This window comes from Microbacterium sp. LWH3-1.2 (assembly GCF_040675855.1).
Lineage (GTDB): Bacteria > Actinomycetota > Actinomycetes > Actinomycetales > Microbacteriaceae > Microbacterium.
In genome coordinates this window covers 3512039-3534123 of the sequence record NZ_JBEGIK010000001.1, presented here as the reverse complement: position 1 = coordinate 3534123, position 22085 = coordinate 3512039, and the positions used below count along the sequence as shown (strand labels likewise).

Genomic DNA, 22085 nt, shown 5'->3' with positions numbered 1-22085 from the left:
GGCCGGCGTGTCAGCCCTTCGGCATGCGGCCGACGAAGCGCGTCGCGTCGACCCCCTTACGGCGCGTCGGACGCGAGCGCTTCGGCTTGCCGCCGACGTAGAGCCAGCCGAGGAGCTCCTCGTTCTTCTTGAGGCCGTGAGCCTTTGCGACGGCCTTGGATCGCGTGTAGTCGCCGGTGCGCCAGAAGACGCCCCAGCCGGCCTCGTCGAGCACCAGACTCAGCACGTGCGCGACGCCGGAGGCGACGGCCTCCTGCTCCCACCGCGGCACCTTGTGCGTCTTGCTGTAGCTCGCCACCACCGCGACGAGCAGCGGCGCGCGCATCGGCTTCGACGACGTGCCCTTTTCGCCCTCGGCCTTGTTGATAGCCCTGCCCAGACGCTGGCGATCCGCGCCGCGCAGCTCGATGAGCCGCCACGGGTGCAGCGACTTGTGGTCGGCGACCCGACCTGCGGCGGCGACGAAGTCGAGGAGCTCCTCGTGCGTCGGCGCCTCGTCGGTGACCTTCGACCACGACCGTCGTGCCAGCGCGGCGTCGAGCGCGCCGGACATCACCCCGCTCCCGCCTCGTCGCCCGGCGTGAACTGCAGCGAGATCGAGTTCATGCAGTAGCGGTCGCCGGTCGGCGTGCCGAAGCCATCGGGGAACACGTGGCCGAGGTGCGAGCCGCAGTTCGCGCACCGCACCTCGGTGCGCACCATGCCGTGGCTGTTGTCTTCGATGAGCTCGACCGCCTCCGGGCGGATCGATTCGTAGAAGCTCGGCCAGCCGCAGTGCGAGTCGAACTTCGTGCCGCTCTGGAACAGCTCGGCGCCGCACGCCGCACAGGTGTACAGGCCGGCACGGCTCTCGTCGAGCAGCTCGCCGGTCCAGGGCCGCTCGGTGCCCGCCTGTCGCAGGACGGCGTACTGGTCGGGCGTCAGGTCTTCGCGCCACTGGGCGTCGCTCTTGTCGACGGCGTAGGTCATCGTTCCTCCTCGTCCGCAGCGTGCGGCACCCTCCATTCAACCTCAGCGGCACGCGCGGTGGGGCGCCCGGCCATGCGCGAGGATGGCGGGGTGGCGGATGGGACCGATGGCGACGAGACCGACGCGGTCGTCGAGCGGTACGCCCGCTTCGCGCGCGACGAGGCGCCCGATCGCTCCGCGCTCTACGCCGAGTGGGCGGACGGGGTCGCGGCCGATGCGCTGCTCGCCGCGCTGCTCGCGCGCATCCCGGCGACGCGCCGGCAGCCGCCCCTCGTGTTCGCGGTCACCCGCATGCTCGGCGCACCCGAGGACGCGTTCCCGGCGTGGGCAGAGTGGCTGCGCGAGCATGCCGACGAGGTCGTGGCCGCAGCATCCGTCCGTCGCCTCCAGACCAACGAGCCGCAGAGGTGCGCGGCTCTGCTCCCCGCCCTCGCCACGATCGACGGGCCGATCGCGCTGCTCGAGCTCGGGGCGAGCGCCGGGCTGTGTCTGTACCCCGACCGCTATTCGTACCGCTACCGGGAGAGCGGCCGCGTCGTAGCGCTCGACCCTGACGACGGCACCTCGACGGTGGTGCTGGACTGCGAGGTCACCGGCGGGCCGAAGCTGCGGCTGCCCCACGTGGTGTGGCGCGGCGGAATCGACCTCGAGCCGCTGGATGCCGCGGACGCGGCCGACCGCAGATTCCTCACGAGCCTCGTGTGGCCGGGCGAGACCGGGCGCGCAGAGCGGATCTCGGCCGCCCTCGACATCGCGTCGGCGGATCCGCCGACGCTGCTGGCCGGCGACGCGTCCGACCCGGACGTGCTGCGCGCCGCCGCCGCGCGCGCGCCGGCCGGTGCGACCCTCGTCGTCACGACGCCGGGCGTGCTGCCGCACATCCCGCACGCGGGCCGTGAACGCCTTCTCGACACCCTGCTCACCGTCGACGCGGTGTGGATCACCATCGACCCGCCGGCGCTGCACGAGCGGTGGCATCCGCCCGTCGACGCAGCGTCGTGGGGTGGTTTCGTGCTCGGACGCGACGGCGCGGCGCTCGCCGCGGTGGACCCGCTCGGCTCGTTCGTGCATTGGCGCGCGTGGCGCACTCCAGGAACGGATGCCGCGGGCTAGCGTGGAGGGGTGCCTCTGACCGACCGCGACCGCGCCATCCTCGATTTCGAGGCCGAGTGGCGCCGGCACGCGGGGGCCAAGGAGGAGGCGATCCGCTCCGACCTCGGGCTGTCGCCGGCGCGGTACTACCAGCTGCTCGGCCGTCTCATCGACACGACCGACGCGCAGGAGCACGACCCCATGCTCGTGAAGCGGCTGCGCCGGCTGCGCGAGGCGCGTCTGCACCAGGGCGCGGGGCGCGCCGCCGACGCGCGCTGACCTGCCGCTCCACGCCACGCGGGTCCGCCCGCGCGGGACGCTCAGGCTTCGACCGGTAGCATCGACGGGTGCCGACCACCAGCTTTCCCCGGGATCGTTTCGACGATGTGCCGGAGACGGACCGCGTCGGCGCCCACCGGGCCGAGAATCCGCGCATGCGTGGATGGGTCGTGCTGCTGTGGGCGGCGCTGGCGACGGTCGTGCTCATCGTCGTCGGCATCTTCGGCACCCTGCTGGCGTCCGGCCGCATCGAGCTGGTCCCCACGCCCACCCCGACCGTCGAGCCGGTCCCCGAGGTGACTCCGGTGATCGACGTGAACTACGACGTCATGATCCTCAACGCGACCCCCGAGCAGGGACTCGCGACGCAGATGAAGGACGTCGTCGTGGGTGCGGGCTGGACGGACGACAAGGTCACGGCGGGCGAGGCGGGCTCGCAGGACTTCCCGACGACCACGGTCTTCTATGTCGATCCCGCCGATCAGGCTGCTGCCGCGGGCCTGGCAGGAGTCATCGGCGGCGCGGAGATCGAGCAGAGCGAGGCGTACCCGGCGACCACGGAGGGCGTGCCCCAGCTCACGGTCGTGATCGGCCTCGACCGCACGGCGGCGGGGCAGACGCCGGCTCCTACGCCCTGACCCCCCTCTGGCGTGTTTCGCGCCGGTAAACACTTGTGTGCCTGCATGTCAACAAGTGACGAAACGGCCGGATGCCGCGATTTCGCCTGCATACGATGAAGCCCTGCACCGCCGGCAACAGGAGATACGCATGACCCAGGGCACCGTGAAATGGTTCAACGCCGAGAAGGGATTCGGCTTCATCACCGTCGCCGATGGCCAGGACGTCTTCGTCCATTACTCGAACATCGACATGTCGGGCTTCCGCGTGCTGGAGGAGGGGCAGACCGTGGAGTTCACGGTCGGCTCCGGCCAGAAAGGGCCCCAGGCCGAGTCCGTGCGCGTCGTCTGAACGTCCGGCTCAGCGCCCTGCGCTGAACCGACACCGGAGACGGGATGCCGAAAGGCGTCCCGTCTCTTGGTGTTTCCGCATCCGTCTCGGCGGCTTGCACTCGATAGGGTCGAGTGCCAGAATGATTTAGCACTCACGTTTGTTGAGTGCTAATACCCAAAGCCAACGTTCCGGAGGGACGACACACACATGGCAAAGATCATCGCTTTCGACGAGGAGGCCCGTCGCGGCCTCGAGCGCGGCCTGAACATCCTGGCCGACGCCGTCAAGGTGACGCTCGGCCCGCGCGGTCGCAACGTCGTGCTCGAGAAGAAGTGGGGCGCCCCCACGATCACGAACGACGGTGTCTCCATCGCCAAGGAGATCGAGCTGGACGACCCGTACGAGAAGATCGGTGCGGAGCTCGTCAAGGAGGTCGCCAAGAAGACCGACGACGTCGCCGGTGACGGCACCACCACCGCTACGGTTCTCGCCCAGGCGCTCGTGCGCGAGGGTCTGCGCAACGTCGCGGCCGGCGCCGACCCCATCTCGCTCAAGAAGGGCATCGAGAAGGCTGTCGCGGCCATCACCGCCGAGCTGCTCGAGTCCGCCAAGGAGGTCGAGTCCAAGGACCAGATCGCCGCCACGGCGTCGATCTCGGCTGCTGACCCGGAGATCGGCCAGCTCATCGCCGAGGCCATCGACAAGGTCGGCAAGGAGGGCGTCGTCACCGTCGAGGAGTCGCAGACCTTCGGCACCGAGCTCGAGCTCACCGAGGGCATGCGCTTCGACAAGGGCTACATCAACCCCTACTTCGTCACGGACCCGGAGCGCCAGGAGGCCGTCTTCGAGGACCCGTACATCCTCATCGCGAACCAGAAGATCTCGAACATCAAGGACCTTCTGCCCGTCGTCGACAAGGTGATCCAGGACGGCAAGGAGCTCGTCATCATCGCCGAGGATGTCGAGGGCGAGGCTCTCGCGACGCTCGTGCTCAACAAGATCCGCGGCATCTTCAAGTCGGTCGCCGTCAAGGCCCCCGGCTTCGGCGACCGTCGCAAGGCGCAGCTGCAGGACATCGCGATCCTCACCGGCGGCCAGGTCATCACCGAGGAGGTCGGTCTCAAGCTCGAGAACGCCACCCTCGACCTGCTCGGCCGTGCGCGCAAGGTCATCGTCACCAAGGACGAGACCACGATCGTCGAGGGTGCCGGCGAGGCGTCGCAGATCGAGGGTCGCGTGACCCAGATCCGCCGCGAGATCGACAACACCGACAGCGACTACGACCGCGAGAAGCTCCAGGAGCGCCTCGCCAAGCTCGCCGGCGGCGTCGCCGTCATCAAGGCGGGCGCGGCCACCGAGGTCGAGCTCAAGGAGCGCAAGCACCGCATCGAGGACGCCGTCCGCAACGCGAAGGCCGCCGTCGAAGAGGGCATCGTCGCCGGTGGTGGCGTCGCCCTCATCCAGTCGGGCAAGAAGGCGCTTGACAGCCTCCAGCTGACGGGTGACGAGGCGACCGGTGCGAACATCGTGCGCGTCGCGATCGAGGCTCCGCTCAAGCAGATCGCCCTCAACGCCGGCCTCGAGCCGGGCGTCGTGGCGAACAAGGTCTCGGAGCTCCCGCTCGGCCACGGCCTCAACGCCGCGACCGGCGAGTACGGCGACCTTTTCGCGCAGGGCATCATCGACCCCGCCAAGGTGACCCGTTCGGCGCTGCAGAACGCCGCGTCGATCGCCGGCCTCTTCCTCACGACCGAGGCCGTCGTCGCCGACAAGCCCGAGAAGGCCGCCGCTCCCGTCGGCGACCCGACCGGTGGCATGGACTTCTGATCCAGAACTCCACGACCGCGTAACGCGTTCCACAGAACGGCCCCTCCTTGCGGAGGGGCCGTTCTGCCGTCCCGGGGGAGTCAGCGGAACAGGCTCGTGGTGGCGACCTCCGTGTCGGCGTACTGGCGGCCGGCCGCCGCGAGCGAGGCGTTGATGTTCGCCAGGGATTCCTCGACCTGACGCTGCGTCGCGCGCCACTGCTCGACCACGCCCGCGAAAGCGGCCGATGCCGAGCCGGTCCACGACGACTGCAGCTGTGTGAGCTGCGTGAGCATCGCGTTCGACTCGGCCTGCAGCCGGTCGATCGTGCCGCGCACCGTGGCGGTGGAGGTGAGGATGGTGTCGCTGTCGACGGTGAAGACGGCCATTCGGGGCTCCTGATCAGACGTGCGGCGGCCGGATGCCGAAACCCGCGGTGAAGCCACGCTAGGCGTCCGACGGGGCGGGGTCGTGGCATCCGTCGTCCGTTGTGCATGATGCGGGGCGAGCGGCGGCTGGGGAGGAAGCGCTCACTCCGCCAGGTCGGTGAGCCGCGCCATCGGCCGGGTCTCCAGGTCGAGGTGCTCGGCGGAGTCGCGGGCGTCGGCGAGCGGGAACGCCACACGGAAGGTCGCACCGCCGCCCGGCGTGTCGACGACGCCGACGGATCCGTGCAGCGCCTCGACGATCGAGGCCACGATCGACAGGCCCAGTCCCGACCCGCCGGTGTCGCGCGTGCGCGACGTGTCGGCCCGCCAGAAGCGCTGGAAGATCTTGTCCTTGATCTGGTCGGGGACGCCTTCCCCGTGGTCGATCACCTCGATCCATCCCGAGCGATCGCGCACATCGACGCCGACGCGCAGTTCGACGGGGGAGTCCTCCGACGAATAGCGCCGCGCGTTGCCGAGCAGGTTCGTGACGACCTGGCGGATGCGGTTCTCGTCGCCGAGCACGACCGGCGGGAGGCTGTCTGCGGAAGGCTGCGGCTCCGCGTCGGGAAGGATCGGCGGGAGCACGGCGCTCGCGGCCCCCGCCGCGGACACGGGTTTCGGTCGGCGGCGCAGCAGCGACAGCGTCGCACCGGCTCGGGACCTCGCCGACGGCGCGCCCCCGCGGCGCTTCGTCTCGGGCGGCTCTGATGCTACTTCTTCGGGCTCCGGCGCGGGCTCGTCGTTCGTGGTGTCGATGACGGCGACCGCGCGCATCGGCGAGGCGGCGCGCACATCGAGGGCCGCGTCCCGCGCGATGGGACGCAGGTCGACGGGCCCGATGACGACATCGCGGCGCTCGTCGAGCCGGGCGAGCGCGAGCAGGTCCTCGACGAGGACGCCCATGCGGATCGCCTCCTTCTCGATGCGCTCCATGGACTGCGCCACGTCCTCGTCGCCGCGGATCGCGCCCATGCGGTACAGCTCGGCGTACCCGCGCACGGTCACGAGGGGCGTGCGCAGCTCGTGGCTCGCGTCGCCGACGAACCGGCGCATCTGGCGCACGGTCGAATCGCGCTGCGAGAGGGCCGCGTCGACGCGGTCGAGCATCGCGTTGATGGCGGTCTTGAGGCGGCCGACCTCTGTCGTCGTCGGCTCGATGTCGGTCATGCGCAGGCTGAAGTCGCCGGCCGCGATGGCGTCGGCGGTGGACTCGACCTGCCCGAGGCTGCGGAACGTCAGCGTGACGAGGAAGCGGGTCGCCACCGCGCCGGCGATGAGCACCACGAGCGCGAGGATCGAATAGATGCCGATGTACTGCGCGATCGTGCGGTTGACCGGGGCCAGCGGCACGGCCACCATCTGGGGGTAGAGGATGCCGGTGTCTTCGGACTGCTGGTTCGACACCGTGGCGAGGAACTCCGCCTCGCCGTCCTCCGACAGGAGCTGCTGGATCTGCAGCTCCTCCGTCACCGCCCGCTCGGGGGTCAGCGTGGTGGGCACGTCGGGGGAGGGGCCGCCCCGACCACCGACGAGTGCGAGGAGGTTGTCCTCCTTCTGGGTGGGCTCGTAGACGGCGACGAAGTAGTCGGCCCCGGCGGTGCCCTCCTTCTCCTCCACCTCGAGGCGTCCGTCGACGGACGAGAACTCGAGCAACGGTGCGGCGGCCTCCTGGCGTCCGAGTGCGATGAGCTGGGTCTCGACGCCGTCGATCAGCGAGTTGCGCAGAAACAGCGCGGTGCCGACGCCGGCGGCGATGAGCCCGATCCCGAGGAGCGCGACGGTGACCCCGGTGACCTTCGCGCGCAGACTCGTGCCGCGCCACCACCGGGTGATCGCGTCGGGCTTGTGCGCCAGATCGTCCCCCTCGTTCGCTCCCGCGTTATGCCGTCTTGCCGGCCTTCAGCATGTAGCCGAAGCCGCGCTTGGTCTGGATGAGCGGCTCGGACGAGTGCGGGTCGATCTTGCGACGCAGGTAGGAGATGTAGCTCTCGACGATGCCGGCGTCGCCGTTGAAGTCGTACTCCCACACGTGGTCGAGGATCTGAGCCTTCGACAGCACGCGGTTGGGGTTGAGCATGAGGTAGCGCAGGAGCTTGAACTCGGTGGGGCTGAGGTCGATGGACGCGTCGCCCACCTGCACGTCGTGGGTGTCCTGGTCCATCGTGATCTCGCCGGCACGGATCATCGACTCCTCGTCGGCCTGCATCGTGCGGCGCAGGATCGCCTGGATGCGGGCGACGATCTCGTCGAGGCTGAAGGGCTTGGTGACGTAGTCGTCGCCGCCGGCGTTGAGTCCGGTGATCTTGTCTTCGGTCTCGTCCTTCGCGGTGAGGAACAGGATGGGGGCGGTATAGCCGGCGCCGCGGAGGCGCTTGGTGACACTGAAGCCGTTCATGTCGGGCAGCATCACGTCGAGGATGATGAGGTCCGGCTCCTCCTCGAGCACCGCCGAGATCGTCTGGGCGCCGTTGGAGACGGCGCGCACCTGGAATCCGGCGAATCGCAGGCTCGTGATCAGCAGGTCGCGAATGTTCGGTTCGTCGTCCACGACGAGGATGCGCGGTGCGGTCATGCGCCCATTATGTCGGCGGAATCGATGCGGTGCCTGGATATCGGGCGACTCTGCCGGAATCCGTCAACCGCCGCTCTGGCGGATCTCGACGCAGCAGCCGCCCGCCGCGGGCGCGAGAACGGGCGTCCGCGCGTCGTCGGTCGCGGTCGCGAGCCCCTTCACGAGCTCCAGGTTCGCTCCGCAGATGAGGGCGGTGTGCCGGGTGGCGAGGGTGTGGAAGGGGCAGTTCTCGAGCACGAGATCCACGGATGCCGCGTCCCCTGCGCTGTCCGGGGCGACCGCGTGCTTCGCGCGGGGCGCGTAGCCGCACAGCGTGAGGGCCTCCTCGAGATCGGCGCATCGGGCGCCGATCGCTGCGCCCGCGGTGAAGGCCTCGGTGTCGAGTGCGTCTCGCACCGGCACCCCGCGCTCGTCGGCCTTCTCCGCCGCGGCGGCGAGCAATTCGCCCGCCAGTTCGTAGTGCCGCTCCGGGATGGTGGCGGCGAGCTCGGCGTCGGCTGCTCGGTAGAGCTTCGCCGGGCGGCCGGCGCCGGGCCCTGTGCGACCCGAACGCCGCTCGTACGAGACCGTCAGGAGTCCGGCATCCGCCAATCGATCGAGGTTCACCGCTGCCGTGCTCCGCGGCATTCCGAGCGCGTCCGCGGCCTCGGCGCGGCCGATCGGCCGCTCGGCCGCGAGGCGGTACAGCTCGCGGCGCTGCGGGTCGGCGAGTGCCGCGACCGCCTCGGCGCGGTTGGGGGTGAGGGTGCTCACGGCGTGAGTCTACCTCTAAAAGCAGGAACCTTGACAAAAGAATCTGAGAGTTCTAGCGTCGGGCCCAGGCGAGCCGATCGTGCTCAGGACGAAGGGGTGCGGATGATGTCGCCCACGGCATTCCGCGGCGCGCTCGCCGCCGACCTCGCTGTGCAGGCGCGGTTCCTCGCAACGCGTCCGATCTGACGTACACCATCGACGAGAGGAGTCGCCATGAGCCACATGCTGATCATCGGGGGAAGCCTCGCCGGCGGAACAGCCGCCGAGGCGCTGCGAGACGAGGGGTTCGAGGGCGACATCACCGTCGTCGCCGCCGAGGCGCATCCGCCCTACCAGCGGCCTCCGCTGTCGAAGGGGTACCTCGCGGGTGATGAGGGGCTGGACGCCGTCATCCTGCATCCCACCGAGTGGTACGACGAGCACGATATCCGACTCCTCACTGGAGTGGCGGTCACCTCGCTCGAGCCCGCCGCGCACGCGGTGGAGCTGGACGACGGCGAGCGCGTGACGTACGACGCGGTGCTGCTCGCCACGGGCGCCACGCCGCGGATGGTCCCGCTGCCCGGACACGATCTGGCCGGAGTCATGACACTGCGGTGTCTCGACGACTCGGACGAGCTCGCGGCGCAGCTGCGCGAAGGCGGCAAAAGGCTCGTCGTGATCGGCGCGGGCTGGATCGGCATGGAGGTCGCCGCCACGGCCCGCGGCTTCGGCAACGAGGTCGCGATCCTCGAGCGTGACGCCGTGCCGCTCGCGATGGCGCTCGGCGCCGAGATGGGAGAGGTGTTCCGGAGTCTCCATCTCGAGCACGGCGTCGACCTCCGCACGTCGGTCGGCGTGGATCGGATCGTCGGCGACGGCCGCGCCGAGGGTGTCGTCGTCGACGGCGAGACGCTTCCCGCCGACCTGGTGCTCGTGGGCGTCGGGGCCGCGCCGAACTCGGCTCTCGCCGAGGAGGCGGGGCTCGACATCCTGGGCGGGATCCTCACCGACGCGGCGTTGCGCACCAGCGCGCCCGGCGTGTACGCGGCGGGCGACGTCGCGAACGCCTACCACCCGGTGCTGCAGCAGCACCTGCGAAGCGAGCACTGGGCGAACGCGCTGAATGGGGGAAAGGTCGTGGCGAAGTCGATGCTCGGGCAGCCGGCATCCTTCGACGAGATCCCGTACTTCTACACCGACCAGTACGACCTCGGCATGGAGCTGTCGGGCTACGCACCTTTGATGACGGATGCCGAGATCGTGGTGCGCGGCGATCTCGACGCCCGCGAGTTCATCGCGTTCTGGGTCGACGACGGCCGTATCGTCGCGGGCATGAACGTCAACGTGTGGGACGTGAACGACAAGGTGCAGGACCTCATCCGCTCCGGAGTCCGAATCGACCCGGACCGGCTCCGCGACTCCGACGCGCCCCTGGAGGATCTCCTGCCGTGACGCTCGCTCCCGGCAATGCCTCGGCCCTGGCCGCACCGGTGCTCGACCTGCCAGGAGGTGCGCTCGACCTGTCGCGGCACATCGCGGTGATGGCGATCGTGAACCGTACACCCGACTCGTTCTACGACCGGGGTTCGACGTTCGCGCTCGACGCGGCGGTCGCCGCAGGGTTCGCCGCGGCAGAGGCCGGTGCCGAGATCGTCGACGTCGGTGGCGTGAAGTTCGCGCCCGGGCCGGCGGTGCCGGTCGCCGAGGAGATCGCCCGCGTCGTGCCGGTCGTCCGGGAGCTTGCACCGGTCGCGCGTGTGAGTGTCGACACGTTCCACCCCGAGGTCGCACGGGCGGCGATCGAGGCGGGCGCTGCGATCATCAACGACACGACGGGCCTGCACGATCCGGCGATGGCCGATGTGGTCGCGCAGGGCGGCGCCGGGGTGGTCATCGCCCACAGTCTCGCAGCGCCGCGGACGCAGCATCCGCTCCCGTCCTATGACGACGTGATCGGCGACATCGCCGAGTTCCTGGTCGCGCGGCGCGAGCGGGCGCGCGAGCACGGCGTCCCCGACTCGCGCATCGTGCTCGACCCTGGGCACGACCTGAACAAGAACACGCGGCAGACCCTCGAGCTCACCCGGCGGCTGGGCGAACTCGCCGGGCTCGGCGCACCGCTGCTGGTGGCGCTGTCGAACAAGGACTTCGTGGGCGAGACGCTCGATCGCGAGAAGGGCGACCGCCTGCCCGGCTCGCTCGCGGCCGCGGTGTTCTGCGCGCTGAACGGCGCGCGCATCGTGCGCGCGCACAACGTGCGCGAGACGGTCGACGCGATGCGCATGGTGGAGGCGATCCTCGGCTGGCGCGATCCGGCGTACGAGCTGCACAACACCCGGCCCGAGGGGAACGACTGATGCCCACGCGCTCCGAGCTCTTCGATGCGTACGCGCTGCACGGGCGCGACGGAACACGCGTGCGCATGAACTTCGTCTCCAGTGCCGACGGCGCGGTCACGCTCGACGACCGCAGCGGTGCGCTCGGTGGCGAGACCGACCGTGCACTCATGCAGGTGCTGCGGACGATGGCCGACGTCGTGCTGGTCGGGGCCGGAACCGTACGCGCCGAGGGTTATGGCGGACTGAAAGTCGATCAGGCCGATGCCGGGTGGCGCCGTGCGCGGGGCCTCGACGACCAGCCCGCGCTCGCCGTGGTGAGTGGTGGGCTGCATCTCGACCCGGCCGACTCGGTCTTCGCCGACGCGGTGCGCAAGCCCGTGATCGTGACGACGGATGCTGCCGCCGCGGCCGACGGCGGGCGCTTCGAATCAGTGGCAACGGTGCTGGCGTGCGGCGATCCAAAGGTCGAACTCGCCGCGATGCTGGACGCGTTCGCGCGGCGGGGCTGGACGCAGGTGCTGTGCGAGGGTGGCCCGCACCTCTTCGGCGCACTGCTGGAGGCGGACCTCGTCGACGAGGTGTGCGTCACACTGGCGCCCCGGTTCGTCGGGGGAGACGCCGGGCGCATCGTGCAGGGCGCAGCCGAGTCGGACCGCCGGTTCGAACTCGCGGGTGTCGTGACCGACCACGAAGGCTTCGTGTTCCTCCGCTACGTCGCGTCGTGACGCGGGCCGGTGCGATCGGTCAGTCGAGGCACGCGCGAACAGCGCGCTCGACGATCGGCCGGATCTCGGCATCCGGATCCACGGTGACCCGGTGCAGGGCGAGCCCGTCGCCCGCGGCCATGAGAGCACGCGCCGCCTCATCGGGAGAGCGGGCGCCGATCCGCCCCAGCAGGGCGATCGTCCACTCGACGAAGAGCCGGCGCTGGGTGAGGAGCGGGGCGAGCAGCTCGGGATCACCCGCGCCCTCGAGGAACAGTGCGTAGCGCGCTCTCGTACGTGAAGCGCGTGGCCCGGTCTGAAAAGCGATCATGGTGCTGAGCGCCTCGATGAACTGTTCGGGCGTCTCGACCGGGGGCGCGGCTGCGGCGGCGAACTCGGCCCGCTCGGCTTCCGCGAGCCATGCGACCACCCCCGCGACGAGCGCATCGCGGGTCCGGAACCAGTTCGATGCCGACCCCTTCGGCAGGCCGGCGCGTTCGTCGACCCGAGCGTGCGTCAGCGCGCGGATGCCCTGCTCGCCCACGAGCGCGAGCGCAGCGTCGAGCGCGCGATCGCGGGTGGATGCCATGCATCGACAGTAGGTGAAGAGTGGATACTGCAGAAGTAGTAGCGCTCTTGGTCGCCTGCATCGTTCCGGTTTCGTGACGTTGACCGATCCCCGCTGTCGCATCCGCAGGGCCTGTATTAGGTTTCTCGTGATCGCGCCCACGAGGACGCGTGCATCTCGGCGGGCAGAGCCGTCCGCCAGAAAACGGGAGGGTTCTGTGCACATGCGCAAGACATCGACGGCACGACTGGCGGGAGGAGCGGTCATCGCCGCCACCGCGCTCGCGGTCGCCATGATCGGGCCGGGAGCCGCATCGGCTGCACCGCCGACCGGGCCCAACAACGGCGGCAACACGCCGAACGGCCCGACGATGGACATCCAGCTGCTGTCGTTCAACGACTTCCACGGCAACCTGCAGCCCCCGAGCGGCTCGGGCGGCAACATCACGCTTCCCAGCGGCGAGATTCAACCCGCCGGCGGCGTCGAGTACCTCGCGACCCACCTCGCCCAGGCTCGCGAGGATCATCCCTACTCCCTCACCGTTGCGGCGGGCGACTTGATCGGTGCGACGCCGCTGCTGTCGGGCGCGTTCCACGATGAGCCGTCGATCCTCGCCATGAACGCGCTCAAGCTCGATGTCTCGGCCGTCGGCAACCACGAATTCGACGAGGGCTATCTGGAGCTGCAGCGCATGGCGAACGGGGGCTGCATCGAAGACGGCGACGGTGCGCTCAACCAGAACTCCTGCCCGGACGGCGAGGTCTTCCCCGGCGCCAACTTCGACTACCTCGCGGCCAACGTCGTCTACGAGGGCACGAACGACACGATCCTCCCCGCCTACTCGATCGAGAAGATCAAGGGCGCGAAGATCGGCTTCATCGGCATGACGCTCGAGGGCACTCCCGACATCGTCACCGCGGCCGGCGTCGAGGGCCTGCAGTTCAAGGACGAGGTGGAGACCGCCAACGCGCTCGTGCCGGTGCTGAAGGCCCAGGGAGTCAACGCGATCGTCGTGCTGCTCCACGAGGGCGGCACGCCCGTCGGCTCGGGGGTGTACAACGCCGCCTGCGGCAATGGCGCGCGGCTCGATGAGGGAAGCCCCATCATCCCGATCGCGCAGAACCTCGATCCCGCGATCGACATGATCGTCTCGGGGCACACGCACGCGCCGTATGTGTGCAACATCCCCGATCCGAATGGTCAGCCGCGCATGGTGACCTCGGCGTCGTCGTTCGGCCGTCTCTATACCGAGACGAACCTCACGTATGATCGGCGCACCTCCGACATCGTGCGCACGACCGTCACGAGCGCCAACATGGTCGTGACGCGCGATGTGCCGAAGGACCCGACGGAGACCGCGCTCATCGAGAAGTACACGACCCTCGTCGCTCCGATCGCCAACGAGGTCATCGGTTCGGTGTCCGGTACGATCACGCGCACGCAGAACTCAGCTGGGGAATCGCCGCTGGGCGATCTGATCGCCGACGCGCAACTGGCTGATCCGAGTGTGGTGGGGCCGTACGCCCAGCCGCAGCTGGCGCTGATGAATCCGGGCGGCATCCGCGCAGACCTCGTGCCGAACGCGGCCGGCGAAGTCACCTACGGCGCGGCGTTCACCGTTCAGCCTTTCAACAACTACCTGGTCTCGCTCGACCTCACGGGCGCGCAGATCAGGGATCTTCTGGAAGCGCAGTGGAGCGGAGCGAACACGCCGGCGGCGAGGAAGGTGCTGCAGGTCAGCGACGGCTTCTCGTACACCTACTCGGGCAGCACGGCCACGACGTTCACGCTCGGCACGGTCATGCTGAACGGCCAGCCCCTGGTCGACGACGCGGTGTACCGCGTCGTGACGAACAACTTCCTCGCCGGCGGCGGGGACGGGTTCGGCACGTTCAGGGACGCGCAGAACGTGTACTACGGCGGGCTCGACATCGACGCGTTCGCCGCGTACCTGGGCGCCAACAGCCCCTACACGCCCGGGCCGTTGGACCGGATCACCCTGGTGCCGTAACCGCGCACACGCGGAAGGCCCGGCGCTTCGGCGCCGGGCCTTCTCGGTGGCGGGTCAGGCCGCGAGCGAGTGCGCGTCGAGGATCGTGTACGCGTAGCCCTGTTCGGCGAGGAACCGCTGGCGGTTCTGCGCGAAGTCCTGGTCGACGGTGTCGCGGGCGATGAGCGTGTAGAAGCTCGCGGTGTGGTTGGACTGCTTCGGCCGCAGCAGGCGTCCGAGGCGCTGGGCCTCCTCCTGGCGCGAGCCGAACGACCCCGACACCTGGATGGCGACGGATGCCTCGGGCAGGTCGATCGAGAAGTTCGCGACCTTCGACACCACGAGCACCGAGATCTCGCCGACCCGGAACGCCTGGTACAGCTCCTCGCGCTCGTCGATCGGCGTCTGCCCGGTGATCTTGGGGGCGTTCAGCGCCTCGGCGAGCACGTCGATCTGGTCGAGGTACTGGCCGATGATGAGGATTCGCTCGCCCTCGTGGCGCGCCACCAGGTCGCGCACGACGCCGATCTTCGCCGGCGCGGTCGCGGCCAGGCGGTAGCGCTCGTCGTCGGCCGCGGCGGCGTACTCGAGGCGGTCGCCGGCGGGCAAGTCCACCCGCACTTCGTAGCAGACGGCGGGGGAGATGAAGCCCTGGGCCTCGATCTCCTTCCACGGCGCGTCGAACCGCTTGGGTCCGATGAGGCTGAACACGTCGCCCTCGCGACCGTCCTCGCGCACGAGGGTCGCAGTGAGGCCCAGGCGGCGGCGCGCCTGGAGGTCGGCGGTCAGCTTGAAGACGGGCGCGGGGAGGAGGTGGACCTCGTCGTACACGATGAGGCCCCAGTCGAGGGCGTCGAGGAGAGCCAGGTGCGCGTACTCTCCCTTCCGCTTCGCAGTGAGGATCTGGTACGTCGCGATCGTGACCGGCTTGATCTCCTTGGTCTGGCCCGAGTACTCGCCGATCTCCTCGGCCGTGAGCGACGTGCGCTTGAGCAGCTCGTCGCGCCACTGGCGGGCGCTGACGGTGTTGGTCACCAGGATCAGCGTCGTGGTCTTCGTGTCGGCCATCGCGGCGGCGCCGACGAGCGTCTTGCCCGCGCCACAGGGGAGCACGACGACGCCTGACCCGCCCTGAGTGAAGATGTCGACGGCCTGTCGCTGGTACGGCCGCAGGTGCCAGCCGTCCTCGGCGAGGTCGATCGGGTGCGGCGTCCCCGGCGTGTAGCCGGCGAGGTCCTCGGCGGGCCAGCCGATCTTCAGCAGCTCCTGCTTGATCTGGCCGCGCGCCCACGCGTCGATGACGAACGAGTCGGGGGAGGGACGCCCGATCAGCAGCGGCTGGATGCGCTTGTTCTTCGACACCTCCGCCAGGACCGGAGCATCCGTCGACCGCAGGATCAGCTCGCCGTCGTCGTTCCGCTCGATGACGAGGCGACCGTAACGGCCCACCGTCTCGGCGATGTCGATCGACACCGACGGCGGCACGGGAAAGCGCGACCACCGTTCGAGGGTCGCCAGCATGTCTTCGGCGTCGTGGCCGGCGGCGCGCGCGTTCCACAGCCCGAGCCGCGTGATCCGGTACGTGTGGATGTGCTCAGGGGCGCGCTCGAGCTCGGCGAAGATCGCGAGCTCGTGCCGCGCGCTCTCGGCATCGGGGTGCGCGACCTCGAGGAGCACGGTGCGGTCGCTCTGGACGATGAGGGGGCCGTCAGCCATAACGGATCAGTCTACCGGCGCAGGCGGAGGACGGATGCTGCGGCCTCAGCCCCCGCGGACGCTCACGATGCTCGACACGGGCAGCGTGCGCTCGATGTCGGCGGCGCGGTCGCGTCCGCGCAGGCGCCCGCCGCCGAGACCGGCGGCCTCGAGGGTGAACGACCGCTCGGAGCCGTCGGGCATGCGCACGACCACCACGATCTCGGCGCGAGCGCGCACGGCCTGCTCCAGTTCGCGTTCGAGCCAGCCGGACTCGCCGTCCGTGCCGTGTCCGCCGCGGAGAGTTCCGATGAGGCGGGCGTAGGCGTGCTGCGGCGAGGCGGCCGGCTCGGACGCGGTCGCGGCGGTCCGGCGGTGGATCGACTCGGGCACGCCGCGGGCGTCGACGGCGATGACCGGGTAGCGCGCGTCGGCGAGGGTCCAGTACACCGCGTCGCGGGCGACGCGCGACGAGAGCGCGTCGTCGCCCTCGAGCACGAGCAGACCCAGCGGCCGCAGCGCCTGGTCGACCGTGATCGCGTCGAGGAGGCCGGCGTCGGGGCTCTCGACGCGGGTGCGGCCGGTGGCCTCGTCGGCGCGCACCCGCACCAGGCCGTGCCGGGCCGCCGTGCTCTCGATGAGGTAGGCGAGGGGCTGCGGGATGCCGGTGAGCGACAGGCCCGCGAGGAAGTCGCGGATCGACCCGGCCGTCTCGCCCTCGGTCATGCCGGCGCCGATCGACTCCGCCGTGAAGCGATAGGTCGATGCCTGGGCGCGCGATTCCCGCACCGCGATGGAGCGCAGGCGCAGGTCGAGGGCGGGCGCGAGCGGGCCGGGGGCGATCGCCGTGAGATCGGCCTGCAGGTAGACCCGATCGATCTCGGCGGGCAGGTACGGCGCCATGGTGGCGGCATCCGCACGCCCTCCGGCCCGGAGCGCCGTCGTCCACGGGAACTCGGCAGGGGAGCGGTCGGGGGCGAACAGCCCCCAGCGCACCCCGATGCGGTGCAGTCGTTCCGCACGCGCGGGCCACTCGGGGTCGAGGGGGTAGATGCCCAGCCACGCATCCGGCGAGAGGAAGCCGTGCGACGACGTGCGCAGCCCGCGAGGAAGGCTCGCGCGAAGACCGGCGGCGATCGCCTCCCACCGATCCGCGGTCGGGGCCTTCAGCCACCTCTCGCCGGCCGCGGTGACGGTCCACTCGCGCTCATGCGCGGTCGCAAGGCGGGCGGCGGACGCCGAGGCGAGCAGATCCTCGAGGTCGTCGGCGAACTCGAGGGCTCCCGCGTCCATCAGACGTCGGCGGTCCACCGCGCTCACAGGTCCCGCGCCGGTGCGGACGAGCGGCGTGTGCGAGCACAGGAGCAGAACGTCGGCGAGCGAACCCGCGGTGGTGAACGCGCGCTCCGCAGCGGCGGCGGCCGTGCGGGCATCGGCGGGAACCGGCTCGGTGGTCGCCGGCGTAGCGGCGAACGCGTCCGGCGCGGCGGCGGCGGCAGCGGCCACCCGCTCCGCGACGGCCGCGTACGGCGTGCCGTCCGCGTCGGTGAGAGCGAGCCGCGCGGGTTCGCCATCGGCGCCGGCACTGTGCGCGACGAGGGCGAGGAGGTCGTCGCGGTCGAGGTGCGTCAGGGCCCGGTCGATGGACGCGGGATCGAGCAGGCCTTCGGCGGCATCGAAGAAGTCGTGCCAGCCCGCCTGCGGCGACACACCGCGCGCCGCGAGCGTCATGGCGAGCGCGGCATCGCCGAGCTCGGCGAGCCGCGTCGCCAGGGCGCGCGCGTCGGAGACCAACCTGGTCAGCCCCCTCGGTTCGCCCGGGCCCTCCGCACGAAGCTCATGATGAGGACTGCGAGCAGCATCGCGAACGCGACGATGGGGGCGATGTACACGAGTACGCCGATGAGCGGCCAGATGCCGGTGCTCATGTCGGCACCGGACGCGGAGGCGATCATGATCGCGAAGAAGCTCACGATCGAGAGCACGAGCAGGCCCAGTGACATGAAGGCCAGGATGCGGTCGATGCGGCGGACGGGAACGTCGCCGGAAGGGTTCGTGCTCATCCGCACCAGCCTACTCGCTGGTGCCCGCGCCGCGGTCAGCACGCGCGACCGTGATGGTTGATGACGGATGCTGCGCCATGGGGTCGCGGCGGACGCCGTGCCGTTAGGCTGGGAGGCGGGGTTGGAAGACCCCGGTTTCGTCATGCTCTGTTTCGTCCGCGACGCGTCGCGGACGCCGATCCAGCGAGGTTTCCATGCCCACCGGCAAGGTCAGGTTCTACGACGAGGAGAAGGGGTTCGGCTTCATCTCCTCCGAAGACGGTCAGGACGTCTTCCTGCACGCCACTGCCCTTCCGCCCGGCACGCCCGCGCCCAAGGCGGGGACTCGCCTCGAGTACGGCATCGCCGATGGCAAGCGCGGCCCGCAGGCCCTTTCGGTGCGCGTGCTCGAGGCCCCGGTGAGCCTGGCGAAGCGCGCCCGCAAGCCCGCCGACGACATGGCGATCATCATCGAGGACCTCGTGAAGCTCCTGGACGGCATCGGCGGAGACCTCCGTCACGGTCGCTACCCGAGCGGTGCGCACGCCAAGAAGGTCGCCGCGGTCCTGCGCAAGGTCGCCGATGAACTCGACGCCTGACCCGACCGAGAGCGTCGTCGACGTCGTCGGCGTCGTCGAGGCATCTGAGACCGCTGAGGTCGTCGAGGTCGTGGAGGTCGTCGCGCCGGCCGATCCCGACGCCCAGCTCCTGGCGGCGCATGATCTGGCGCTCGCCGCGCTCCGCGAGATCACGCCCGAGGTCACGATCGGCGACCCCGCGGGCTACCGCGTCGAGGCCGACGGCGTCGTCTCGCTGCGGTTCGCGAATCGCCTCGCGGGCTACCCGGGCTGGTTCTGGACCGTCAGTCTCGCGCGCGTCGACGACGCCGAGCCCACCGTGCTCGAGGTCGAGCTCCTTCCCGGCGACGGCGCGCTGCTCGCCCCCGACTGGGTGCCGTGGGCCGTGCGACTTGCGGACTACCACGCCGCGCAGGCCGCCCTGGCGGAGGCCGCGCACGCCGACGAGGACGAGGACGAGGACCAGGAGGAGCTCGAGGACGACGATGACCTCGACCCGTCGGACTTCGACGAGGACGGCTCGCCCATCCTCCACGCCGGTGACGTCGACGGCGTCGACATCGACGAGCTCGCCGACGCCGAGGTCGAGGACGACTCGGACGAGGACGACTCGGACGACTCCGACTCCGACGAGGATTTCGACGACGACGACTCAGACGACGGGGATGAGGACGACTACTCCGACGAGGACGACTTCGACGACGACGACGACGAGGGCGAGGGCGAGGACGAGGAGGATTCCGATGAGGATTACTCCGACGAGGACCCCGACCCCGAAGACGTCTGACCTCCTCCAGACATGACGAAAGGGTGGATCCCGCCGCCCACGGCTCGGTGGGATCCACCCTTTCGCGTTCCCTCAGCGTCGCTCGACCGCGGGTTCGGCCGGCACCGCCGTGAGAACCGCCGCGTCGGCGATATGGAAGCGTGCGCTGCGCAGCACGTCGTCGCGCGAAGGCGGACCCGCGGGCAGCTCGAACCCGCCGGCTTCGACACCTCGGAATTCGCGATCGAGGCGCTGGTGTCTCCGGTGCTGTCACCGGCCCCGTCGCCGCTCGCGGACGGGGCCCACGAGGCGGCTCAGCCCAGTCGCTCGACCGTGTAGTCGATGCAGCGGATGAGCTGACGCACGTCTTCGGGGTCGATCGACACGAACGTCGCGATGCGCAGCTGGTTGCGCCCGAGCTTGCGGTACGGCTCGGTGTCGACGATGCCGTTGGCGCGGAGGCTCTTCGCCACGGCCGCAGCATCCACCGACTCGTCGAAGTCGATCGTGACGACGACGGGAGAGCGGTCGCCGGCGTCGGCGACGAACGGCGTCGCGAAGGCGGATGCCTCGGCCCAGTCGTAGAGCGCCTGCGACGACTCGTGCGTGCGGGCGTCGGCCCACTGCAGGCCGCCCGAGGACAGGATCCAGTCGAGCTGCTTGTCGAGAAGGAACAGCGTCGCCAGCGCCGGGGTGTTGAGGGTCTGGTTGAGACGCGAGTTGTCGAGCGCGTTCTTGAGGCTCAGGAACTCGGGGATGTAGCGACCCGATGCCGCGATGCGCTCGATGCGTTCGATCGCGGCCGGTGACACGAGCGCGAACCACAGTCCGCCGTCAGATCCGAGGTTCTTCTGCGGCGCGAAATAGTAGACGTCTGCCTCGTGGACCGAGAAGTCGATGCCGCCCGCCGCGCTGGTCGCGTCGATGACGGTCAGTGCGCCGTCGTCGCCGTGCACACGCACGACCGGGGTTGCGACGCCGGTCGAGGTCTCGTTGTGGGGCCAGGCGTACACGTCGACGCCCTCGACGACCTCGGCGACGGTGCGGGTGCCCGGTTCGGCCTTGCGCACGTCGGGGGCATCGAGCCACGGGGTCTTCGCCGCGGCGGCGAACTTGCCGCCGAACTCGCCGAAGACGAGGTTCTGGCTGCGCTTCTCGATCAGGCCGAAGGCTGCGGCATCCCAGAACGCCGTCGATCCGCCGTTGCCGAGGATGACCTCGTACCCGTGCGGCAGACGGAACAGCTGTGCCAGCTCAGCGCGCACCTGGCCGACGAGGTCCTTGACCGGGGCCTGGCGGTGCGAGGTGCCCAGGAGCGCCGATCCTGGGCCCGCGAGCGCCTCGAGGTGCGCGGACGCGATCTTCGACGGGCCGCAGCCGAACCGTCCGTCGGTGGGCAGGATCTCACGGGGCAGAAGAACGTGTGCCATGCGTCGATTCTAGAGACGCGCGCACCCCCGCCCCGCCCCCGTGACACGTCGTGACGCCGTGGGGCCCCGGCCGCCGACCCGGCCTCGGCGTCCAGCGCAGAGGATAGGCTTTCCTCAGCCCCTTGAGACCGCTGAGGACACCGCGATGACCGACCTGATCGACACCACTGAGATGTACCTGCGCACGATCCTCGAGCTCGAGGAGGAGAACATCGTGCCGCTGCGGGCGCGCATCTCGGAGCGCCTGGGCCACTCGGGCCCGACGGTGTCGCAGACGATCGGGCGAATGGAGCGCGACGGACTCGTCGTCGTCTCCGAGGACCGTACCCTCGAGCTCACCGACGCCGGCCGGCAGAAGGCCGTCGACGTCATGCGCAAGCACCGGCTCGCCGAGCGTCTGCTGTCGGACGTCATCGGCCTGGACTGGGCCTACGTCCACGAAGAGGCCTGCCGCTGGGAGCACGTCATGAGCGAGCAGGTCGAGCGCCGCCTCGTCGAACTGCTCGGTCACCCGACCGAGTCGCCGTACGGCAATCCGATCCCCGGGCTCGATCAGCTCGGCGACGCGCCGACGAACGGCTTCGAACAGGGTGTCGTGGGCCTGGTGCGCCGGCTCAACGATGCGGGTGAGCCGATCACCGGCACCGTGCGCCGGCTCGCCGAGCCCGCGCAGGTCGACCCCGAACTGCTGCAGCAGCTGAAGGGCGCCGGCGTCGTCCCCGGCGCCGTCGGCGATTATCGCTACAACGAGGGCTACGTGCTCGTTCAGATGCAGGGCAGCGACGAGGGCCTCGAGCTGCCGGTCGAGATCGCGTCGCACATCTTCCTCGTCGACGACGTCCGCTGAGGCGGGCGCGTCCCCCTGAAGGGCGAAGCTCACCGCGGTGTGTCTGCTCCTGGCGCCGCGTGAGGGCACCGGATGCCGCATTCCGTAAGCCCTCGTGACGCACTGTGCGGAGATTGCCAGGCGCGGAGCGTGACATAAACGTGACCTTCGGGTAGCCTCGAAAAGTCCACCAGGCCAGAAGCCCGCCGACAGGACCCCGCGTGGATTGCCTCACCGGCTCGTCGTCCACATGTGGTGAAGCCCGCACATCGTGCCCCGACATCGAGTGCCGACGAGCCAGGCGCCCCGGCG

Annotated in this window: 24 protein-coding genes; 13 read left to right on the top strand and 11 right to left on the bottom strand. The window is 70.2% G+C overall.

Going from position 1 to position 22085, the window contains the following annotated elements; translation table 11 throughout:
* Positions 1-10: 10 nt before the first annotated feature.
* Together MRBLWH3_RS16485 and msrB are read right to left on the bottom strand one after the other, a co-directional pair.
* The gene (locus MRBLWH3_RS16485) at positions 11-553 is read right to left on the bottom strand and encodes a nitroreductase family protein (RefSeq protein ID WP_363434208.1); all 543 of its coding nucleotides are present in this window, start codon (positions 551-553) and stop codon (positions 11-13) included.
* On the bottom strand, positions 553-969 hold the full coding sequence (msrB, locus tag MRBLWH3_RS16480) for a peptide-methionine (R)-S-oxide reductase MsrB (protein WP_363434205.1): 417 nt from the start codon (positions 967-969) through the stop codon (positions 553-555). Before msrB ends, MRBLWH3_RS16485 begins: the two co-directional genes overlap by 1 nt.
* 90 nt (positions 970-1059) lie before the next feature.
* Here msrB and MRBLWH3_RS16475 point away from each other — a divergent pair, with 90 nt between their 5' ends.
* From MRBLWH3_RS16475 to groL, 5 genes are all read left to right on the top strand, one after another.
* Positions 1060-2082 carry a DUF2332 domain-containing protein gene (locus MRBLWH3_RS16475; protein ID WP_363434202.1) on the top strand — a complete coding sequence of 341 codons (1023 nt, stop codon included), beginning with the start codon at positions 1060-1062 and terminating at the stop codon, positions 2080-2082.
* A gap of 9 nt (positions 2083-2091) precedes the next feature.
* Positions 2092-2340 carry a DUF3263 domain-containing protein gene (locus MRBLWH3_RS16470; protein WP_363434199.1) on the top strand — a complete coding sequence of 83 codons (249 nt, stop codon included), beginning with the start codon at positions 2092-2094 and terminating at the stop codon, positions 2338-2340.
* 155 nt (positions 2341-2495) lie between these two features.
* Complete coding sequence (locus tag MRBLWH3_RS16465; protein ID WP_363434197.1) at positions 2496-2978, top strand: LytR C-terminal domain-containing protein; 483 nt, start codon at positions 2496-2498, stop codon at positions 2976-2978.
* 130 nt (positions 2979-3108) lie between these two features.
* Positions 3109-3309, top strand: a complete 201-nt coding sequence (locus MRBLWH3_RS16460; RefSeq protein ID WP_045298154.1) for a cold-shock protein — start codon at positions 3109-3111, stop codon at positions 3307-3309.
* A gap of 189 nt (positions 3310-3498) precedes the next feature.
* Positions 3499-5118: a chaperonin GroEL gene (gene groL, locus MRBLWH3_RS16455; RefSeq protein ID WP_363434194.1), complete on the top strand. Its 1620-nt coding sequence runs from the start codon at positions 3499-3501 to the stop codon at positions 5116-5118.
* Positions 5119-5198: 80 nt separating this feature from the next.
* Here the strand turns inward: groL and MRBLWH3_RS16450 are convergent, their stop codons facing one another.
* The 4 genes from MRBLWH3_RS16450 to MRBLWH3_RS16435 form a co-directional block, all read right to left on the bottom strand.
* Positions 5199-5486: a WXG100 family type VII secretion target gene (locus MRBLWH3_RS16450; RefSeq protein ID WP_363434191.1), complete on the bottom strand. Its 288-nt coding sequence runs from the start codon at positions 5484-5486 to the stop codon at positions 5199-5201.
* Positions 5487-5627: 141 nt separating this feature from the next.
* Positions 5628-7259, bottom strand: a complete 1632-nt coding sequence (locus MRBLWH3_RS16445; protein ID WP_363435585.1) for a sensor histidine kinase — start codon at positions 7257-7259, stop codon at positions 5628-5630.
* A gap of 148 nt (positions 7260-7407) precedes the next feature.
* The gene (locus MRBLWH3_RS16440; RefSeq protein WP_116196168.1) at positions 7408-8100 is read right to left on the bottom strand and encodes a response regulator; all 693 of its coding nucleotides are present in this window, start codon (positions 8098-8100) and stop codon (positions 7408-7410) included.
* Between the two features lie 63 nt (positions 8101-8163).
* On the bottom strand, positions 8164-8853 hold the full coding sequence (locus MRBLWH3_RS16435; RefSeq protein WP_363434187.1) for a helix-turn-helix transcriptional regulator: 690 nt from the start codon (positions 8851-8853) through the stop codon (positions 8164-8166).
* A gap of 213 nt (positions 8854-9066) precedes the next feature.
* Between MRBLWH3_RS16435 and MRBLWH3_RS16430 the strand changes: the two genes are divergently transcribed.
* Genes MRBLWH3_RS16430 through MRBLWH3_RS16420 form a run of 3 tightly spaced genes read left to right on the top strand, consistent with a single transcriptional unit; the run spans position 9067 to position 11899 of the window.
* Positions 9067-10287: an NAD(P)/FAD-dependent oxidoreductase gene (locus tag MRBLWH3_RS16430; RefSeq protein ID WP_363434184.1), complete on the top strand. Its 1221-nt coding sequence runs from the start codon at positions 9067-9069 to the stop codon at positions 10285-10287.
* Positions 10284-11192, top strand: a complete 909-nt coding sequence (folP, locus tag MRBLWH3_RS16425) for a dihydropteroate synthase (RefSeq protein ID WP_414685383.1) — start codon at positions 10284-10286, stop codon at positions 11190-11192. Before MRBLWH3_RS16430 ends, folP begins: the two co-directional genes overlap by 4 nt.
* Positions 11192-11899 (top strand): pyrimidine reductase family protein, encoded by a 708-nt coding sequence (locus tag MRBLWH3_RS16420; RefSeq protein ID WP_363434181.1) that lies wholly within the window; start codon positions 11192-11194, stop codon positions 11897-11899. The genes folP and MRBLWH3_RS16420 overlap by 1 nt, the downstream gene beginning before the upstream one ends.
* Positions 11900-11918: 19 nt before the next feature.
* Here MRBLWH3_RS16420 and MRBLWH3_RS16415 read toward each other — a convergent pair whose 3' ends face one another.
* Positions 11919-12467, bottom strand: a complete 549-nt coding sequence (locus MRBLWH3_RS16415; protein ID WP_363434178.1) for a TetR/AcrR family transcriptional regulator — start codon at positions 12465-12467, stop codon at positions 11919-11921.
* Positions 12468-12669: 202 nt separating this feature from the next.
* Between MRBLWH3_RS16415 and MRBLWH3_RS16410 the strand changes: the two genes are divergently transcribed.
* On the top strand, positions 12670-14457 hold the full coding sequence (locus MRBLWH3_RS16410) for a bifunctional metallophosphatase/5'-nucleotidase (protein ID WP_363434175.1): 1788 nt from the start codon (positions 12670-12672) through the stop codon (positions 14455-14457).
* Between the two features lie 54 nt (positions 14458-14511).
* Here MRBLWH3_RS16410 and MRBLWH3_RS16405 read toward each other — a convergent pair whose 3' ends face one another.
* Genes MRBLWH3_RS16405 through MRBLWH3_RS16395 form a run of 3 tightly spaced genes read right to left on the bottom strand, consistent with a single transcriptional unit; the run spans position 14512 to position 18194 of the window.
* A complete protein-coding gene (locus MRBLWH3_RS16405) occupies positions 14512-16152 on the bottom strand; it encodes a DNA repair helicase XPB (RefSeq protein WP_363434172.1) in 1641 nt (546 codons plus the stop codon).
* Between the two features lie 45 nt (positions 16153-16197).
* The gene (locus tag MRBLWH3_RS16400) at positions 16198-17925 is read right to left on the bottom strand and encodes a helicase-associated domain-containing protein (RefSeq protein ID WP_363434169.1); all 1728 of its coding nucleotides are present in this window, start codon (positions 17923-17925) and stop codon (positions 16198-16200) included.
* Between the two features lie 5 nt (positions 17926-17930).
* The gene (locus tag MRBLWH3_RS16395; protein ID WP_363434167.1) at positions 17931-18194 is read right to left on the bottom strand and encodes a multidrug ABC transporter ATPase; all 264 of its coding nucleotides are present in this window, start codon (positions 18192-18194) and stop codon (positions 17931-17933) included.
* A gap of 194 nt (positions 18195-18388) precedes the next feature.
* Here MRBLWH3_RS16395 and MRBLWH3_RS16390 point away from each other — a divergent pair, with 194 nt between their 5' ends.
* From MRBLWH3_RS16390 to MRBLWH3_RS16380, 3 genes are read left to right on the top strand one after another with little or no spacing between them, the layout of a single operon-like run.
* Entirely contained in the window at positions 18389-18772 is a 384-nt protein-coding gene (locus MRBLWH3_RS16390) for a cold-shock protein (RefSeq protein WP_341997857.1), read from the top strand.
* Positions 18756-19538 (top strand): DUF3027 domain-containing protein, encoded by a 783-nt coding sequence (locus tag MRBLWH3_RS16385; RefSeq protein WP_363434164.1) that lies wholly within the window; start codon positions 18756-18758, stop codon positions 19536-19538. The genes MRBLWH3_RS16390 and MRBLWH3_RS16385 overlap by 17 nt, the downstream gene beginning before the upstream one ends.
* 12 nt (positions 19539-19550) lie before the next feature.
* A complete protein-coding gene (locus MRBLWH3_RS16380; protein ID WP_363434162.1) occupies positions 19551-19856 on the top strand; it encodes a hypothetical protein in 306 nt (101 codons plus the stop codon).
* On the opposite strand, the gene serC is transcribed toward MRBLWH3_RS16380, so the two are convergent.
* On the bottom strand, positions 19832-20947 hold the full coding sequence (serC, locus tag MRBLWH3_RS16375; protein ID WP_363434159.1) for a phosphoserine transaminase: 1116 nt from the start codon (positions 20945-20947) through the stop codon (positions 19832-19834). The genes MRBLWH3_RS16380 and serC overlap by 25 nt on opposite strands.
* Before the next feature lie 145 nt (positions 20948-21092).
* Between serC and MRBLWH3_RS16370 the strand changes: the two genes are divergently transcribed.
* Positions 21093-21794: a metal-dependent transcriptional regulator gene (locus MRBLWH3_RS16370; RefSeq protein ID WP_363434156.1), complete on the top strand. Its 702-nt coding sequence runs from the start codon at positions 21093-21095 to the stop codon at positions 21792-21794.
* The last annotated feature ends 291 nt before the right edge of the window (positions 21795-22085 follow it).